We start from the raw sequence: 15,620 nt of genomic DNA, 5'->3' as shown, positions 1-15,620 counted from the left end.
GGATCGGGCAATCCCGGTCAAAGATTAAGGGAGTGTTAGCGATGATGTTGCGCGGAAAATGGTTGGTCACCGGCCTGCTGATGGCGGCGGCACCGCTCGCCGGGTGCCGGGACAATCCCCAAGCGAAATCCGAACTCGCGCCGCTCGACGACGGACTGACGAATGCCGATCCTGCGATCAAGGGCGCGCTCGAAGACAAGATCATGGTCGACCCCAAGCTCGCGGGTCAGGCGAACCAGAATGCTGTCGGACCGGGCAATCGTCCCGTCGACGGCGGCGTTCCCGGTGTCGCTGGCGGCAAGGCCGCCACCGTCACCGAAGCCGCCGCCGCGCTGAAGGCCGGCAAGCTGCTCGCCGCTCCAAAAGCTTTGCCGCTTGAGGCAGGTTGCGAAGGTTGCGAGGCCAAGCCGCGTCCGGTTACCATCGGCGCGCTCGCCCGCAACCAGCAAAAGGGAGACTGTGACGCCAAGCTGACCTATGGCAACGCTTGGGCCGATCGCCTGCCCGCCGCCTTCAAAGTCTATCCGCGCGCGACGCTGCGCGAAGCTGCGGGCATCGCCGGAGGCAAGTGCAACATTCGCGTCATCAATTTCCAGACTGCCGCGTCGATTCAGGGCGTGTTCGACTATTACCACACGATGGCGGTCCGTGCTGGCTACACCAGCGATCACCGCGTCAACGGCAATGAACATATGCTCGGTGGGACGAAGGGCGACCTCGCCTATGTCATTATGGCACGCCGCGACGGCGGGATGACCGACGTCGACCTGGTGGCATCGGGCGGGAAGTAATTCATACGCGCGCTGTGGCGAAGCCATGGGAAGGTGGCAGTGCGAGGCGCTGACGGAGGGGCTTTGGCGCAACCATCGCAAGGTCCTTCACGATCCGCGTGGCGGCCTCGCGGCAGCGATGCGCCCTGCGCGTTCCTTTTCCCCCTCGCTCCCCCTTTTCCATCGAGGCGCCACCGGGTGGATCCTCAAAAAAAAGGCCCCGGTGTCCCGGGGCCTTTTCTTATAGTCGGACCTATCGGATCGTCAGACCTTGTCGCCGAGCGCGCCTTTGACTTCGCCCTTGAGATTCTGGGCTTCGCCTTTGCGCTCCTGCGCCACGCCTTCAGATTTCAATTTCTCGTTGTCGGTCGCCTTGCCGATCGCCTGCTTGGTGTTACCCGCGGCTTCGTTGGCGAGGCCCTTTGCTTTGTCGGTGAGTTCACCCATGGAATATCTCCTTGCTCTTGGCCGAGGCAGTAGCGCCTCTTGTCTGTCCAACGAGTGGCCACCGCCAATGTTCCCCGCCAACTGACAAATCGTTATGAAAAAAGGGCAATTGACCTTCCGCTCAAATGGGATTGAATGGCAACATGATAATTTTGCGCTTAGTCCTACTCGCCGCGATCGCGCCGCTGCTCGCCCCCGGCGCATTCGCACAGACCGCCCCGACCAAGGTCGCAACACAGCCGCAGCTGCGGGGACTCACCGCCAATGAAGCAGCGAAGCTGACTGAAAAAGTCGCCGACGCGCAGTTCAAGTTAAAGAACGACGAGCAGGTCGTTTTCGATCTGCTCTGCGGCGCACCCGCATCTTATCCGATGACGCGCGTCGCCCCACGTGACGCCTTCCTCGACCTGCCGCTCACCAAGATATTCAGCATCGAGCGCAAAATCTCCGACAACAAGCTGTGGCAACCGTACCGGATCATCATCCTGCCCGATGGCCCCGCAAGATTGCTTTGGGATGTCGAAGTGGTGCTTGGCATCAACGGCGAGATCGAGCGGATCGAAATGCTATACCGCCCGCCTGCGTCCTTCTGACTGCGCTCAGATCAGTCCCGCCAGCGGACTCGACGGATCGGCATATTTGCGTTGCCCCATCCGCCCCGACAGATAGGCGTCGCGCCCCGCTTCGACCGCCAACCGCATCGCGCGCGCCATGCGAATCGGGTCCTTCGCTTCGGCGATTGCGGTGTTCATGAGCACCCCGTCGCAGCCGAGTTCCATCGCCACCGCGGCATCGCTCGCGGTGCCGACCCCGGCATCGACGAGTACCGGCACCGATGCGCCCTCGACGATCAAGCGGATCGTCACCCGGTTCTGGATCCCCAGCCCCGACCCGATTGGCGCGCCGAGCGGCATCACCGCAACCGCGCCTGCATCCTCGAGCTGCTTCGCGGCGATCGGATCATCGACGCAATAGACCATCGGCAGGAACCCTTCCTTGGCGAGCACCTCTGTCGCTTCCAATGTCTCGCGCATGTTCCGGATACAGGGTCTTCGCCTCACCGAGCACCTCGAGCTTCACAAGGTCCCAGCCCCCTGCCTCGCGCGCCAGCCGCAGCGTGCGGATCGCATCGTCGGCGTTGAAGCAGCCCGCGGTGTTCGGCAGATAGGTAATCTTACTTGGGTCGATATAGTCGGTGAGCATCGGCGCGGTGGGGTCCGACACATTGACCCGGCGCACCGCAACGGTGACGATCTCGGCCCCCGATGCCGCGACCGCGGCGGCATTCTGCTCGAAATCCTTGTATTTGCCGGTCCCGACAATCAGCCGCGACGTAAATGTCCGTCCGGCAACGCTCCAAGTGTCGGTCAACAACCGCCTCCTACAAAATGTACGATTTCCAGCGCATCGCCCTCGGCGAGCGCGATGTCGACGAGCGTCGAGCGCGCCATGATTTCGCGATTGCGTTCGACCGCGACCTTTTTGACATCAAGGCCGAGCGAGGCGACGAGATCGGCAATGCTCTCGCGCACCTGCCGCTGTTCGCCGTTGAGCATGATCGAAATCACTGCAGTTTCCGCCTTGCTTTGCCTTTTGCCGAGCAGCCCATATAGGGGGAGCGCATAGCGCCGCAACCGAAAGCCCCCGCATTGACCGACAAGCCGACCGTTTTTGTCTTCTCAGGCCCCAACCTCAATCTGCTCGGCACGCGCGAGCCGGAGATTTACGGCCACGACACGCTCAACGACATCCACGCACAGCTCGAAGCGCGAGCGACCGAACTCGGTCTCCGCCTCGAATGCCGCCAGACGAACCACGAAGGCGTGCTAATCGACTGGCTGCACGAAGCCTATGTCGCGGGCGCCAAGGCGGTGCTGCTCAACGCTGGCGGTTACACCACACCTCGATCGCGCTCCACGACGCGATCAAGTCGATCAAGGTGCCGGTGATTGAGGTCCATCTGTCAGACCCGATGAAGCGCGAAGCGTTCCGCCATATCAGCTATGTCGGCATGGCTGCGGTCGCCCATTTTGCAGGCCATGGTGCGAACAGCTATATGCTGGCGCTGGACGCCGCCGCGCGTCTCTGACAATAGGGCGCATCAAAATAGGTCTGAGCGCCGCAACGTCGGCGCCGCAACAACAGGAAAATTCTCATGGGTGACCATAAAGACGATGGCATCAATATCGATCCGGCCTATGTGCGCGCGCTCGCCGAGCTGCTCGACGACACCAGCCTGACCGAGATCGAAGTCGAGGACGGTGATCGCAAGGTCCGCGTCGCGCGCAAGGCCGCGGTCGCCGCGGCGCCCGTCGCCTATGCCCCCGCTCCCGTAGCCGCGCCAGCCGCGACCGCGCCCGCCGCAGCCCCCGTCGCGACCGCCCCCGCGGCCGCGAGCTTCGCCGACGCGGTCAAATCGCCGATGGTCGGCACCGTCTATCTGTCACCCGAACCCGGCGCGCCCAATTTCGCCAGCATCGGCGCGGCGGTAAAGGCCGGCGACACCGTCCTGATCATCGAAGCGATGAAGGTCATGAACCCTATCGTCGCCCCCGCATCGGGCACGCTCACCGGCGTGCATGTCGAAAACAGCCAGCCGGTCGAGTTTGACCAGCCGCTGTTCACCATCGCCTGAGGCGAAGGGAACATTCGGCAATGGCCATTGAAAAACTCCTGATCGCCAACCGCGGCGAGATCGCGCTGCGTATCCACCGGGCATGCCACGAAATGGGCATCAAGACGGTGGCGGTTCATTCGACTGCCGACGCGGACGCGATGCACGTAAGGCTCGCCGACGAAGCGGTGTGCATCGGGCCGCCGGCGGCCAAGGACAGCTATCTGAACATCCCGGCGATCATCTCGGCCGCCGAGATTACGGGTGCCGACGCAATTCATCCGGGCTACGGATTCCTGTCGGAAAACGAGCGGTTCGCCGAGATCATCGAAGCGCATGACATGATCTTTGTCGGGCCGAAACCCGAACATATCCGCACCATGGGCGACAAGGTCGAGGCAAAGCGCACCGCCGTCGCGCTGGGCCTGCCCGTCGTTCCGGGCTCGCCCGGCGCGGTCACCTATGGCGACGAATGCCGCAAGACGGCGCAAGACATCGGCTACCCTGTGCTCATCAAAGCGGCATCGGGCGGCGGCGGGCGCGGTATGAAGGTCGTCCCCAACGCCGACAGTCTCGAAAGCCTGATGAGCCAGGCATCGAGCGAGGCGGCGGCGGCGTTCGGCGATCCGACCGTTTACATGGAAAAATATCTCGGCAACCCGCGCCACATCGAGTTTCAGGTGTTCGGCGATGGCCGGGGTACCGCGATCCATCTCGGCGAGCGCGACTGTTCGCTCCAGCGCCGTCACCAAAAGGTGCTCGAGGAAGCCCCTTCGCCGATTATCTCAGGTGACGAACGCGCTCGCATGGGCAAGGTGTGCGCCGACGCGATGGCGGCGATGCACTATCGCGGCGCTGGGACGATCGAGTTCCTGTGGGAAAATGGCGAGTTTTTCTTCATTGAAATGAACACGCGCATCCAGGTCGAGCATCCGGTCACCGAAATGATCACCGGCTTCGACCTCGTGCGCGAACAGATACGCATCGCAGGCGGCCGCGACCTGTCGGTCAAACAGGAAGATCTCGAATTTCGCGGCCATGCGATGGAATGCCGCATCAATGCCGAAGACCCGCGCACCTTCATGCCCTCGCCGGGCAAGGTCACCAATTATCACGCTGCTGGCGGCATGCATGTGCGCGTCGATAGCGGGCTTTACGCCGGCTATTCGATCCCGCCCTATTACGACAGCATGATCGGCAAGCTGATTGTTTATGGCCGCACCCGCGAGAGCTGCATGATGCGGATGCGCCGGGCGCTCGAGGAAATGGTGATCGCCGGGGTCAAGACGAACATCCCGCTGCATCAGGCTCTGCTCGCCGATCCTGACGTGATCAACGGCGATTACACAATCAAATGGCTGGAAGACTGGCTCGCGCGGCAGGATGACGAGGCCAAATCCTAATTCGCTATGGAACCCCGGCGGAGGTCGAGGTCGCACCGGCTGTTTCTGACGCACCGCCGTCATCCCGGCTTCCGCCGGAAGGACGGATATTATTCGCGATGCGCCCAGCTGCGCGCCACCTCACTTTCACTGCCGCGGATTTTTGGCTATGGGCCTTAACCATGGTCAAAAACTCCTCTTTTTCAGCGCGGCCCGCCGCAACGTTCCTTCTCACGCTGAGCCTGCTGGCCGCGCCCGCGCTCGCCCAAACCGGGGTCAAAGAGGATTCGGTCGTGCTGCAACCCGACAAGGTTGCCGACGACGCGCCGGTGATCGCCGCGCAGGTGGCCTTGCCGAACTGGTCGGAGGAAAATGCAACTGCGCTGCTCAGCGCGATCGAAAAAATCGGCTCAGAAGGCCTGTTCGCCAGGGACTATAATCCCGACGCCCTTGCCGCAGCGATCCTCGCAGACGATCAGGCGCGGCTCGACAAGACCGCAACCGACACCTTCTTGCTGCTTGCCACCCACCTGCGCGATGGTCGCACGCCCAATGCGGCGCGCAAACAATGGTTCATGGTCGACAGCGATGGCGACAGCGAGCCGCTGCTGGCGCTGCTCGGAACCGCGCTGAATGCCGGGTCGATCCGCGAAACGCTCATCGGCCTTAACCCAGTGCATCCCGACTTCGCGGTGCTCAAAGCTTCGCTCGCCAAGGCCAAGGCACCCGCCGACGCCAACGCGATCCGCGTCAACATGGAACGCTGGCGGTGGATGCCGCGCGCACTGGGTGAACGCTATGTCGTCAGCAACGTCCCTGAATATTTGACCCGTGTCGTCCATGGCGGCACGATCATCGCGACGCACAAGGCGGTGGTCGGAAAGCCGACAACCGCGACGCCGCAGCTCAACCCGATGGCGACCGGGATCATCGTCAACCCGACCTGGACGCTGCCGCGCAGCATCATCAACGAAGGCATTGGCGCGACAATCGCGCGCAACCCCGCCGCGGCGCGAGCGCAGGGCTATACCTGGACGGGCAGCGGCAAGACGCTGTCGGTGGTTCAAAAGGCCGGGCCGGGCAATGCGCTGGGCGTGATGAAGATGGAAATGCTCAACGAGCATGCGATCTACTTGCACGACACCCCGTCAAAGGGAGCGTTCAACGCCGCCGCCCGTGCCTTCAGCCACGGTTGCATCCGCACCGAACGAGCATTACATTTCTCGGGCCTGATGGCGGTGATGTTCGCGGGCAAAAGCCCGGAAGAGTTCGGCGAGGCGATCGCGAGCGGTGCAACGACACGCTTCGGCTTCGACAACCCCTTCCCTGTCTACGTCGCCTATTGGACGGTGATCCCAGACGGCAAGGGCGGGGTCAAGAAACTCGCCGACCTCTATGGCCGCGACGCGCCGGTGGTGGCCAGCTTTGCCCAACCGGGCCGCCCCACCGCGGCGATCATCGCGCCCGTCGCTCCACCCGTCGTGCCGACGGTGGCCACCACCGCGCGCGCGACGACGCCGGCGACCGACGGGATTTATTGAAGATTGACCTCTGTCGATCTTGGCGGGCGGGCGTTCATGACGCTGCCGCTGCTTGTCGGCGCGGCCTCGTGCTTTGCCTTGCCTGCCGGGGCGCAAACGCAACCGAGCATTGTGGGAAGTCCGCTTCGCTGGATCACCAACGCCGACTATCCGTCTACGGCGCTGCGTGAAAGGCGCGAAGGGCGTGCGAGCTACAAATTGACCATCGACGCATCCGGGCGCGTCAGTCGTTGCGAGATCACCGCATCAACCGGTCATGCCGACCTCGATGCGCAAACCTGCCGCTTGCTTTCGCGACGCGCGCGCTTCGTCAAAACGGGCGGAACAGATCAGCCTCGCTTCTTCGAGAGCATGTTCAGCTGGAACATCTACGACTAAACATTCCTGCCATGATACAGTGATGGAAATGACGATCGACTGCCATCAATCCGCGGTCGTCGGCAACTTCCCGCTAAATGAGCTCGCGCGCCGCAGATTCTCCATCCCCGGTAGCGGGTCGGCGGGCGGCAATTGAAAGGGAGTCGGCACCGACGGCATTTCGCTCAGGCGGTCGGCGAACAGCAGCCGCCCCGGCCCCAGCTTATAAAGGATCATCGGCAACAGTTCTTCGCCAAACACGAAGCAGCCTTCGCTGCGCCCCAGCTTGCCCTGCGTCACGATCAGCGACGGGTCGGCGTACCAGGCGCCGTGGACGACGATCGCGCGCGCATCCGCGTTGTTATTGTCGGGTTCCAGCCCCGCAAGCCGCATCGACGATCCGTTGGCGCCCCAATAATAATCGCTGGTGCGGTAGGCGCCGCGCGAGGTCGCCAAGCTGCCCACCCGGTTCGAAAAGCTCTTCAGCCAGCCGTCGTGCTGCGGGTCCGATCCGCGGCCGTGAGTGACCGGGAACATCTCGATCTTGCCGGCGATCATATCGACCAGTGCGAAACGAGGGCGTGCCGACGGTAGCCCGAAATCGACGATACCGACGCGGTCGGCCTGGGGAATATGGCGACCTTGCAGCGCGAACTGTTTGCGCGCGACGGCGAGATAATCCACCGGCGGCGCGATCGGAGCCACTGGCTGGCGAATCCAGTCGGGCAACTGCGCGCGCACCGGAACCGCGGCCGCGGCACCCGCGACGGCCAGTCCGGCCAGCATCGCCCTGCGATCGATTAATTCACTCACTTGTCACCCAACCCCGCATTGGCCGCCTGCGGCCGTCCCTCGACCCTGTATAAGTCGGATGTTCGCCGCGAAAGGCAAGCAGATCGTTCCCTGTCATGCGAGCAAATGTGCCATATATGCTATGAATAGCGGGTTTACGGTGCGGCAACGCTTCTTTAGGACGCCGTCCATGAACGCAATACTCTGGCACAACCCAGCCTGCGGCACGTCGCGCAAGACATTGGCCATCCTGCAAGACACGTCCGGCGTCGAGTTAACCGTCATCGAGTATCTGAAACATCCCTATTCTGCGGACCAGCTGCGCCAGCTGTTCGCCGCGGCGGGCCTGACCGCGCGCGATGCGCTGCGCATGCGCGGCACAGATGCCGACGAACGCGGGCTGAACGAGGCCGACGAGGACGTCATCATTGCCGCGATGGCGGCCAACCCCGCCTATGTCGAACGCCCGATCGTCAAGACTGACAAAGGCGTGCGGCTATGCCGCCCGCAGGACGTCGTGCACGAGATTCTCTCGACCGCCGCTCGTCGTCGGGGCCTGACGGCTGCGTTCCGCCCCGCAAAGCAAAGGGGCCACGGACGATGTCCGAAGCCCCTCGCCATTATTCGAATTGTATATCCGATTACGGGCTGGTGGGGTTGTCGTCACCGTCGGTGAGCAGCACGATCGCTGCGACGATGCCGACGGCTGCCAGCGCGATGAGGATCCAGCTGGTTTCGCCTTCCAGCTCGCTCTGGCCTTCGACGGCCGAAGCAGCGCGAACGCTCTGTGCCGCCGAGGCCGCGACGGGGGCCGCGATCAACGACGTTGCAGCAAGGCTAACCGCCGCCTTCTTGAACAGATTCATACTATACTCCCTGGCTGGAAAAGCTTGTGTGGAGCGACTTGGCATTACGCTACTCTATTGTTCCACCACAGGATTTATAACGCAGCGAACGCGTAATGCAATGCGGGGTCGAGAGCAGTCCGTCCGAAATTATCGCCAGATTGGCGCGATTGTCACTGCGGGCGATGTCCTAGCCCGCCGCGATCCGACCGCCCGCAATCGCGAATCGCGTCACCGGCCCTGGCATATCGGCAAACAGCGCCGCCTCGGTCCCGGTCAGCCATGCCTGCCCCCCCTGCGCCGCCAATCGCGCGTAAAGCGCCCCGCGGCGCAGTGGGTCGAGATGCGCTGCAACCTCGTCGAGCAGCAGCACCGGTCGCTGCCCGCGCGCGCGCGCGACGCAGTCGCTATGCGCCAGCACCAGCGACAGCAGCATCGCCTTTTGCTCGCCGGTCGAACAGCGCGCGGCGGTGCGGCCCGTCGCAGCGTGGACCGCCATCAGGTCATCGCGGTGCGGTCCCGCGGTGGCGCGGCCGGCAACGGCATCGATCCGACGGCGCGCCGCAAACAGCGCCCGCAACGACTCCTCGTCATGCGCCACCGTCCGCGCCATGCCTTCGCTGTCGACCAGCGTCAGCAGCGGGCGGGCAAAGGGCGCGTCGGGCTGATCGGCCAGTTCGACCGACAGCGCCGCTAGCGTTGCCTGCCGCGCCGCGTCCATCACCGCCCCATGCTCGCCGAGCTGCGCCTCCAGACTCGCGATCCATTGTGGATCGGCGCTGGACAGGTCGGCCAGCAGCTTGCCGCGCGCGCGCAGCGCCGCTTCATACCGGTTGCTATGCTGCGCATGGCGCGGGTCGAGCGCGAGCACCAGCCGGTCGAGGAAGCGCCGCCGGTTGCCCGCGGTCTCGATGAACAGCCGGTCCATCGCCGGGGTCAGCCACAGCACCGCCAGCCATTCACCGAGCGACGCCGCCGCCGCGGCGCTGCCGTTGATCCGCACGACCCGCCGTCCGGGATGCGGGGGGTCAATCCCGGTGCCGAGCGACACCGGCGCCAGATCGTCCCGCGCCAGCACCTCGGCGAACACCGCAAAGCCGCCGCTTGCGCCGTCACGCACCATGTCGCCCAGCGCCGCGCGTCGCAGCCCCCTTCCGGGTGCAAGCAGCGAAATCGCCTCCAATATATTGGTCTTGCCCGCGCCATTGTCGCCGTGCAGCGCGACGAGCCCCGGCCCGGCCATCAGTTCCGCCGCGGCATGATTGCGAAAATCGGTCAGCGAAAGGCGGATCAGCGTCATCGTTCATGCCGCCTACCGCAGCTGCTCCGACCACGCCAGCCCACAGCCGTCCGCAGCCGTCCTCCTCATCGCGGCGAAGGCCGGGATCTCGCCCTCCGTCCAAACGCAACCCGGCGACGCCGCCCCGGCCGGATTGCGAGATTTTGCGAAAATTTTTCCGAGTAGCGGGAAATTTCACCAGCATAGCGGATATTTTGCTCAAAAATGAACGTTCACAGACGGAAAAACCGCGCTTAACCGCCAATGAACGAATTTGGCACGGTCCCTGCAACAGTGTCGGCATCCACCGGATGGCCCGGATGGAAGGTTCAAGGAAGGAAAATATCATGGCCCATTTCAATGTCGATTCGTTCAAGAGCTACGCGATCGCTGCCGTTGCTTCGCTTTACTGCTCGATCATGTTCCTCGCCGCTGCTGGCCCGAATGGCCTGGTCGCCTGACCGGCCTTCGCGCTCAATAACGCCGGCCATTGGCCGGGATGGAAAGGAAAGAAATGAAACAGGGTTTTCGCAAGAATCGTCGCGACGGGATGATCTTCGGCGTCTGCGCCGGGATGGCAGACCAGTTCGGCTTCGACGTCTTGTGGACGCGCGTCGGCTTTGTCGCCTTGACGCTGCTCGGCTTCGGCCTCCCACTGCTGCTGTACCTCGCGGTCGCAATCCTCGCGCCCTAGGAGGCAGCACAAGGGCCGGACGCCTTACAGGCGCTGTCGCACCGGCCCGCATATTCCCAGGACCAAGGGCTCACCAGCCACGCCGGTGGGCCCTTTTCTGTTAGAGCGCCTTAAACCTATATAATCCCGCTCGCATCGAGCAAAGCCGAGATGCCTATCGGAGCGGCGAAGGTTGCAGGGTATCCCGACTTCGCTCGACACGAACGGGAATGAACTGTGTCCGCCAACGACCAGCAACTGCCGTTCCCCGGCGCAAGCCGGGACCCAGAGCGTCACTACGCGGCGCCTGTTCTCCAACGCACTGGGGCCGGGCTTTCGCCGGGGAGGATGAGGTCCGCTTCCCAACGCTAAACCGCCGCTCTATGGCCCAAACACCCGCTTCAACCACGCATCGACTGTCGCGGTCGCCGCATAGGTGGGATCGCCCAGGCTGCGATTGATTTCCGCATGGCCCTTCAGCCCCTCGCCGGGAAAACTGCCGTGCTCGACGCGGCTGCCACCTGCAACCAGCGCACTTCCCAAGGCTTTGGCCTGCCGAACGCCATCGGGCCGCTGGACATAGAGCAGCAAAAAGTCGGGTGCGTTGGGTCCCGCCGCATGCGCGGTGGGAGACAAGGCCGTTTGTCGTGCCGGATCGGTGCCGAACGCCTGCGCGTAGGTCTGCTGCATGATCGGCGGACCGTCCTTCATCTGTGCCGGCACGTCATAGGCGGCGCCGTCGTTGGGGATCACCCCGGCGATGTCGGCGAAAGACAGCCCTGCCCCTTTCAGATAGCGCTCGTCGGTCCCTACCAGCGCGACCAGATGGGCGCCCGCGCTATGCCCCATCAGCACGATCCGCCGCCGATCGATCCCCAGCGCGTCGGCACGATCGACCAGTGCCTTGACCGCGCTCGCGACGTCCGCCGCCTGCTGCTCGACCGTCGCGGCGGGAACGAGTCGATAGTTGATCGAGGCAAAGGCATAGCCTTGCGCGGGAAAATGATCGGGTTTGAAGCGACCAGTCGCATTGTCCTTGCTGCCGCGTTTCCACCCGCCGCCGTGGACATAGACGATCAGTGGCGCCGCTCGGGTCGAACCTCGGGCGCGCCAGATATCGAGTATCTGCAACGGATCGCTGCCATAGGCTATCGTTGCGCTGCCCGGAACCTTTGCACCTTCGTCGGCACCCATGCGTTCGGCCACTCGCTCGCGTAGGCGGTCGCGCAGTTTTTCGCGCGCGTCGCTCGCCGACATGCCGCTTGCCACCACGGTGGTCACCGCCAACAACCCGATCCAGTATCGCTTGCTCATATTCATGCCTCCATCGCCCCCGGCGCGCCTGTCTTGTCCAACGCAAATGTCGCAAATTCATCCCAGCGCGCTTGCCTCTGCGGCGAAATCCGCTAAGGCCGCGCCGGGTCAGGATGACCCCGTTCAGCAGGACAGCATCATGGCAAATGTTACCGTCATCGGGTCGCAATGGGGCGACGAGGGCAAGGGCAAGATCGTCGACTGGCTCGCCAGCCGTGCCGATGCCGTGGTGCGCTTTCAGGGCGGGCATAACGCCGGTCATACGCTCGTTGTCGGCGAGCAGGTGTACAAGCTGTCGCTGCTCCCGTCGGGCATCGTCACCGGCACGCTGTCGATCATCGGCAATGGCGTGGTGCTCGATCCGTGGGCGCTGCGCGACGAGATCACCAAGCTGCGCGGCCAGGGCGTAGTCATCAATGCCGAGAATTTCGCGATCGCCGACAATTGCGCGCTGATCCTGCCGTTCCACCGCGACCTCGACGCGCTGCGCGAGACCGCGGCGGGCGCGGGCAAGATCGGCACCACCGGACGCGGCATCGGGCCCGCCTATGAAGACAAGGTCGGTCGCCGCGCGATTCGCGTCTGCGACCTCGCGCATCTCGACAAGCTCGATCCGCAGCTCGACCGCCTGACCGCGCACCACGACGCGCTGCGCGCCGGTTTCGGTGAACCGCCGATCGACCGCGAACGCCTGATCGCCGACCTCACCGAAATCGCCGACTATGTGCTCGAATATGCACAGCCGGTGTGGAAACGCCTCAAGAAGGTCCGCAAGGCCGGCGCGCGCATACTGTTCGAAGGCGCGCAGGGCGTGCTGCTCGACGTCGATCACGGCACCTATCCCTTCGTCACCAGCAGCAACACGGTCAGCGGTACCGCCGCCAGCGGCTCGGGCCTCGGCCCCGGCGCGGTCGGTTTCGTGCTCGGGATCGCCAAGGCGTACACGACACGCGTCGGCAGTGGCCCCTTCCCGACCGAGCTCGAGGACGAAGTCGGCCAGCGGCTAGGCGAACGCGGGCATGAATTCGGCACCGTCACCGGGCGCAAGCGCCGCTGCGGCTGGTTTGACGCCGTGCTCGTGCGCCAGAGCTGCGCCGTCTCGGGCGTCACTGGCATCGCGCTCACCAAGCTCGACGTGCTCGACGGCTTCGACACGATCCGTATCTGCACCGGCTACCGGCTCAGAGGCAAGATCCTCGACTATTTCCCCGCGCATTCCGCCGATCAGGCCGAGGTCGAGCCGATTTACGAGGAAATGGACGGCTGGCAGGAAACGACCGCGGGCGCACGCAGCTATGCCGACCTGCCCGCGCAGGCGATTAAATATATCCAGCGCGTCCAGGAACTGATCGAAACCCCGATCGCGCTGGTATCAACCAGCCCCGAGCGGGAAGACACGATCCTGATCCGCGACCCGTTCAGCGACTGACGACCGCCCCGGTGGTAGCGACGTCGCGGATCGCCGCGACGAAGCCCCCCGGGTCGTCTTCCTGAATGAAGTGACCGCCCTGCAGCGTGCGGTGCGCGGCGCCCCGCGTTCCCGGAACGCGGCTGGTGAACAATGAATCGCCGCCGCGCGTGATCGGGTCGCCGTCGGAGAAGCAGCACAGGAACGGCTTGTCGAATCGCTCCAGCGCCGCCCAGGCGCGCTTCTGATCGGGCACAGCGGCATTGTCACCGAGCGGCACAAAGGATGGATAGACGCGCGCCGCGACCTTTGACGCCCGCGTCGGAAAGGGCGCGTCATAGGCGGCGATCTCGGCGGCGCTCAGTTCGCGCTTGGTGCCGGCTTTTACGATCTTTCCGATCGGGAATAGCGGGCTGTAACGCGAAAAGGCGCGCCAGATCGCAAAGGCGCGGGGCGCGGGCTGGCCTTCGGGCAGGCCGCCGTTCGACAGCGCGACGCCCGCGAAGCGCTCGGGCATTTCAGCAACGAGGCGAAGGCCGATCAGCGATCCCCAGTCCTGACAGGCGAGGATCATGTTCTTGAGGTCGAGCGCCTCGATCCACTGCCGCATCCACGCGACCTGGGCCGCATAGCTATGTGCGCCGCGATCGATCGGCTTGTCCGAGCGGCCGAAGCCGATCAGATCGGGCGCGACGACTCGGAATCCCGCTGCCACCGCGGGGCCGATCATATGCCGATAGAGATAGGACCAGGTCGGCTCGCCATGCAGCATCAGCACCGGCTGCGCATCGGCGGCGCCCTCATCGACATAATGGACCCGAAGCCCGTCCGTGATTTCGGTATATTTTGGCGCATAAGGCCAATCGGCTAGCGCTTCGAAGCGCGCGTCCGGCGTGCGATATATGGTCATGTGATCGATCCCCCCACTGCCACCTTAGCCGGCGGCACGGCGCTGGCAACCACTTGCCCGAACGCGCCAAAGCCGTAGGATCGCACGATGCGCCGTGTCATGCCCTTCGCCTGCCTGTTGCTCGCCGCGTGCGGCACCGCGCATTCGCAGCCGTCGCCGGCCGTCGGGACGAAGGTCGACCGGCTGTTCGTCGACAAGAGCGAGCGTTTGCTGGTCGCCTATGCTGCGAACCGCGAGATCGTCCGCTATACGAATATCCGCTTCGGCGACGCGCCAACCGGGCACAAGCGGTTCGAGGGCGACGAGCGCACGCCCGAGGGGACATATCGTATCAACGGCCGCAACCCGGCGAGCGCCTATCATCTGTCGCTGCGCATATCCTATCCCAATGCCGCCGACCGCGCCTTTGCCAAGGCAAAAGGGCGCTCGCCGGGCGGCGATATCTTCATCCACGGGCAGCCGAACGCCTGGCCCGGGCCACCCATCGCGCGCGACTGGACCGACGGTTGCATCGCGCTTTCGAACACCGAGATACAGCAGCTGTGGGATATCGTGCCCGACGGCATCCCGATCACCATCCGACCTTAGGAACCTTTATGTCCCGCCACATCCTCGTCTTCTATGGCAGCTATCGCCGCGATCGCCAGGGTATCAAGCTCGCGCACTGGCTCGTCGATTCGATCATCGCACGCGGCGACAGCGCCGAACTGATCGACGCCAAGGCGGTCGACCTGCCGATGCTCGACCGGATGTACAAGGAATATGCGAAGGGCGAAGCGCCGGCGGCGATGGAAGACCTTGGCGGGAAAATCCGGGCGGCCGACGGCTTCGTCTTCGTCACCGGCGAATATAATTGGGGTCCGCAGCCGGGTCTCAAGAATTTGACCGACCATTATCTGGAGGAATGGTTCTGGCGACCCGCCGCGATCGCCTGCTATTCGGCTGGCCCCTGGTCGGGGGTACGCGCGATGATGGGATGGCGCGACACGCTCGGCGAGATGGGGATGGCGGTGACCTCGTCGATCCTGCCGGTCGGACGGATTGGCGGGGTGTTCGACGCGGACGGTAAGCCCACCGGCGACGACGGCGCGCGACTGGTAAAGAGCTTCCCGCGCTTCGCGGCTGACCTCAACTGGTGGATCGACGCCGCCAAGACGCAGCGCGCGAAACAGGATCCCCCTATTAGACGCTCGTCGTTGCGAGCAGCCGAAGGCGACAAAGCCATCTCCAGCTATCGGCATCGATCGACGATAGCTGGAAGATTGCTTCGCTGAGCTCGCAATGACGC

At 64.1% G+C, this 15,620-nt stretch carries 17 protein-coding genes and 3 pseudogenes; 13 read left to right on the top strand and 7 right to left on the bottom strand.

From position 1 onward, the window contains the following. The first annotated feature begins 41 nt into the window (after positions 1-41). A complete protein-coding gene (locus tag IPF76_RS12285; RefSeq protein WP_293844286.1) occupies positions 42-791 on the top strand; it encodes a hypothetical protein in 750 nt (249 codons plus the stop codon). A 243-nt stretch (positions 792-1,034) separates the two neighbouring features. Here IPF76_RS12285 and IPF76_RS12280 read toward each other — a convergent pair whose 3' ends face one another. Further along, positions 1,035-1,217 (bottom strand): CsbD family protein, encoded by a 183-nt coding sequence (locus tag IPF76_RS12280; protein ID WP_293844283.1) that lies wholly within the window; start codon positions 1,215-1,217, stop codon positions 1,035-1,037. A 143-nt stretch (positions 1,218-1,360) separates the two neighbouring features. On the opposite strand from IPF76_RS12280, the gene IPF76_RS12275 reads away from it, so the two are divergent. Next, entirely contained in the window at positions 1,361-1,810 is a 450-nt protein-coding gene (locus tag IPF76_RS12275) for a hypothetical protein (RefSeq protein WP_293844280.1), read from the top strand. 6 nt (positions 1,811-1,816) lie between these two features. Here the strand turns inward: IPF76_RS12275 and thiS are convergent. Then, positions 1,817-2,773: pseudogene (gene thiS, locus IPF76_RS12270) on the bottom strand (sulfur carrier protein ThiS). A 93-nt stretch (positions 2,774-2,866) separates the two neighbouring features. On the opposite strand from thiS, the pseudogene IPF76_RS12265 reads away from it, so the two are divergent. The 5 genes and pseudogenes from IPF76_RS12265 (at position 2,867) to IPF76_RS12245 (ending at position 7,132) form a co-directional block, all read left to right on the top strand. Continuing rightward, positions 2,867-3,306 (top strand): annotated as a pseudogene (locus tag IPF76_RS12265) (type II 3-dehydroquinate dehydratase). A gap of 66 nt (positions 3,307-3,372) precedes the next feature. After that, positions 3,373-3,852 carry an acetyl-CoA carboxylase biotin carboxyl carrier protein gene (accB, locus tag IPF76_RS12260; protein WP_293844277.1) on the top strand — a complete coding sequence of 160 codons (480 nt, stop codon included), beginning with the start codon at positions 3,373-3,375 and terminating at the stop codon, positions 3,850-3,852. Between the two features lie 20 nt (positions 3,853-3,872). After that, entirely contained in the window at positions 3,873-5,234 is a 1,362-nt protein-coding gene (gene accC / locus IPF76_RS12255) for an acetyl-CoA carboxylase biotin carboxylase subunit (protein ID WP_293844274.1), read from the top strand. 161 nt (positions 5,235-5,395) lie between these two features. After that, positions 5,396-6,754, top strand: coding sequence for a L,D-transpeptidase family protein (locus IPF76_RS12250; RefSeq protein WP_293844271.1), 1,359 nt, complete (start codon positions 5,396-5,398; stop codon positions 6,752-6,754). Between the two features lie 36 nt (positions 6,755-6,790). Next, a complete protein-coding gene (locus IPF76_RS12245) occupies positions 6,791-7,132 on the top strand; it encodes a TonB family protein (RefSeq protein WP_293844268.1) in 342 nt (113 codons plus the stop codon). Positions 7,133-7,177: 45 nt separating this feature from the next. Here the strand turns inward: IPF76_RS12245 and IPF76_RS12240 are convergent, their stop codons facing one another. After that, positions 7,178-7,924: a murein L,D-transpeptidase catalytic domain family protein gene (locus IPF76_RS12240; RefSeq protein WP_293844265.1), complete on the bottom strand. Its 747-nt coding sequence runs from the start codon at positions 7,922-7,924 to the stop codon at positions 7,178-7,180. Positions 7,925-8,093: 169 nt separating this feature from the next. Here IPF76_RS12240 and IPF76_RS12235 point away from each other — a divergent pair. Further along, a pseudogene (locus IPF76_RS12235) lies at positions 8,094-8,435 on the top strand (arsenate reductase family protein); the annotation flags it as partial. A 109-nt stretch (positions 8,436-8,544) separates the two neighbouring features. Here the strand turns inward: IPF76_RS12235 and IPF76_RS12230 are convergent. Both IPF76_RS12230 and recF read right to left on the bottom strand, forming a co-directional pair. After that, positions 8,545-8,769, bottom strand: a complete 225-nt coding sequence (locus IPF76_RS12230; protein WP_293844262.1) for a hypothetical protein — start codon at positions 8,767-8,769, stop codon at positions 8,545-8,547. A 169-nt stretch (positions 8,770-8,938) separates the two neighbouring features. After that, positions 8,939-10,048 carry a DNA replication/repair protein RecF gene (gene recF / locus IPF76_RS12225; RefSeq protein ID WP_293844259.1) on the bottom strand — a complete coding sequence of 370 codons (1,110 nt, stop codon included), beginning with the start codon at positions 10,046-10,048 and terminating at the stop codon, positions 8,939-8,941. A gap of 143 nt (positions 10,049-10,191) precedes the next feature. Here recF and IPF76_RS12220 point away from each other — a divergent pair, with 143 nt between their 5' ends. After that, complete coding sequence (locus IPF76_RS12220; RefSeq protein WP_293844256.1) at positions 10,192-10,488, top strand: hypothetical protein; 297 nt, start codon at positions 10,192-10,194, stop codon at positions 10,486-10,488. A 53-nt stretch (positions 10,489-10,541) separates the two neighbouring features. Next, complete coding sequence (locus tag IPF76_RS12215) at positions 10,542-10,721, top strand: PspC domain-containing protein (protein WP_293699438.1); 180 nt, start codon at positions 10,542-10,544, stop codon at positions 10,719-10,721. 360 nt (positions 10,722-11,081) lie between these two features. Here IPF76_RS12215 and IPF76_RS12210 read toward each other — a convergent pair whose 3' ends face one another. Continuing rightward, a complete protein-coding gene (locus IPF76_RS12210) occupies positions 11,082-12,014 on the bottom strand; it encodes an alpha/beta hydrolase (RefSeq protein WP_293844253.1) in 933 nt (310 codons plus the stop codon). Positions 12,015-12,153: 139 nt separating this feature from the next. Between IPF76_RS12210 and IPF76_RS12205 the strand changes: the two genes are divergently transcribed. Continuing rightward, positions 12,154-13,443, top strand: coding sequence for an adenylosuccinate synthase (locus IPF76_RS12205; RefSeq protein WP_293844250.1), 1,290 nt, complete (start codon positions 12,154-12,156; stop codon positions 13,441-13,443). Here the strand turns inward: IPF76_RS12205 and IPF76_RS12200 are convergent. After that, positions 13,433-14,332 (bottom strand): haloalkane dehalogenase, encoded by a 900-nt coding sequence (locus IPF76_RS12200; protein ID WP_293844247.1) that lies wholly within the window; start codon positions 14,330-14,332, stop codon positions 13,433-13,435. The genes IPF76_RS12205 and IPF76_RS12200 overlap by 11 nt on opposite strands. An 87-nt stretch (positions 14,333-14,419) precedes the next feature. On the opposite strand from IPF76_RS12200, the gene IPF76_RS12195 reads away from it, so the two are divergent. Together IPF76_RS12195 and IPF76_RS12190 are read left to right on the top strand one after the other, a co-directional pair. Next, entirely contained in the window at positions 14,420-14,920 is a 501-nt protein-coding gene (locus IPF76_RS12195) for a L,D-transpeptidase family protein (protein WP_293844245.1), read from the top strand. Positions 14,921-14,928: 8 nt separating this feature from the next. Next, positions 14,929-15,606 carry an NADPH-dependent FMN reductase gene (locus tag IPF76_RS12190; protein WP_366499603.1) on the top strand — a complete coding sequence of 226 codons (678 nt, stop codon included), beginning with the start codon at positions 14,929-14,931 and terminating at the stop codon, positions 15,604-15,606. The last annotated feature ends 14 nt before the right edge of the window (positions 15,607-15,620 follow it).

Source organism: Sphingopyxis sp., from assembly GCF_016704835.1.
Classification (GTDB): Bacteria; Pseudomonadota; Alphaproteobacteria; order Sphingomonadales; family Sphingomonadaceae; genus Sphingopyxis.
Note: the sequence above shows the minus strand (reverse complement) of the source record. Positions and strands in the feature narration are given on the sequence as shown.

What these genes read in the sequence shown, in the direction of transcription:
- IPF76_RS12275 (WP_293844280.1), top strand. Translation starts at nt 1,361, where the DNA reads ATGATAATTTTGCGCTTAGTCCTACTCGCCGCGATCGCGCCGCTGCTC.
- IPF76_RS12190 (WP_366499603.1), top strand. Translation starts at nt 14,929, where the DNA reads ATGTCCCGCCACATCCTCGTCTTCTATGGCAGCTATCGCCGCGATCGC.
- IPF76_RS12215 (WP_293699438.1), top strand. Translation starts at nt 10,542, where the DNA reads ATGAAACAGGGTTTTCGCAAGAATCGTCGCGACGGGATGATCTTCGGC.
- recF (WP_293844259.1), bottom strand. Translation starts at nt 10,048, where the DNA reads ATGACGCTGATCCGCCTTTCGCTGACCGATTTTCGCAATCATGCCGCG.
- IPF76_RS12245 (WP_293844268.1), top strand. Translation starts at nt 6,791, where the DNA reads ATGACGCTGCCGCTGCTTGTCGGCGCGGCCTCGTGCTTTGCCTTGCCT.
- IPF76_RS12285 (WP_293844286.1), top strand. Translation starts at nt 42, where the DNA reads ATGATGTTGCGCGGAAAATGGTTGGTCACCGGCCTGCTGATGGCGGCG.
- IPF76_RS12280 (WP_293844283.1), bottom strand. Translation starts at nt 1,217, where the DNA reads ATGGGTGAACTCACCGACAAAGCAAAGGGCCTCGCCAACGAAGCCGCG.
- IPF76_RS12205 (WP_293844250.1), top strand. Translation starts at nt 12,154, where the DNA reads ATGGCAAATGTTACCGTCATCGGGTCGCAATGGGGCGACGAGGGCAAG.
- IPF76_RS12200 (WP_293844247.1), bottom strand. Translation starts at nt 14,332, where the DNA reads ATGACCATATATCGCACGCCGGACGCGCGCTTCGAAGCGCTAGCCGAT.
- IPF76_RS12230 (WP_293844262.1), bottom strand. Translation starts at nt 8,769, where the DNA reads ATGAATCTGTTCAAGAAGGCGGCGGTTAGCCTTGCTGCAACGTCGTTG.
- IPF76_RS12210 (WP_293844253.1), bottom strand. Translation starts at nt 12,014, where the DNA reads ATGAGCAAGCGATACTGGATCGGGTTGTTGGCGGTGACCACCGTGGTG.
- IPF76_RS12250 (WP_293844271.1), top strand. Translation starts at nt 5,396, where the DNA reads ATGGTCAAAAACTCCTCTTTTTCAGCGCGGCCCGCCGCAACGTTCCTT.
- accB (WP_293844277.1), top strand. Translation starts at nt 3,373, where the DNA reads ATGGGTGACCATAAAGACGATGGCATCAATATCGATCCGGCCTATGTG.
- accC (WP_293844274.1), top strand. Translation starts at nt 3,873, where the DNA reads ATGGCCATTGAAAAACTCCTGATCGCCAACCGCGGCGAGATCGCGCTG.
- IPF76_RS12195 (WP_293844245.1), top strand. Translation starts at nt 14,420, where the DNA reads ATGCGCCGTGTCATGCCCTTCGCCTGCCTGTTGCTCGCCGCGTGCGGC.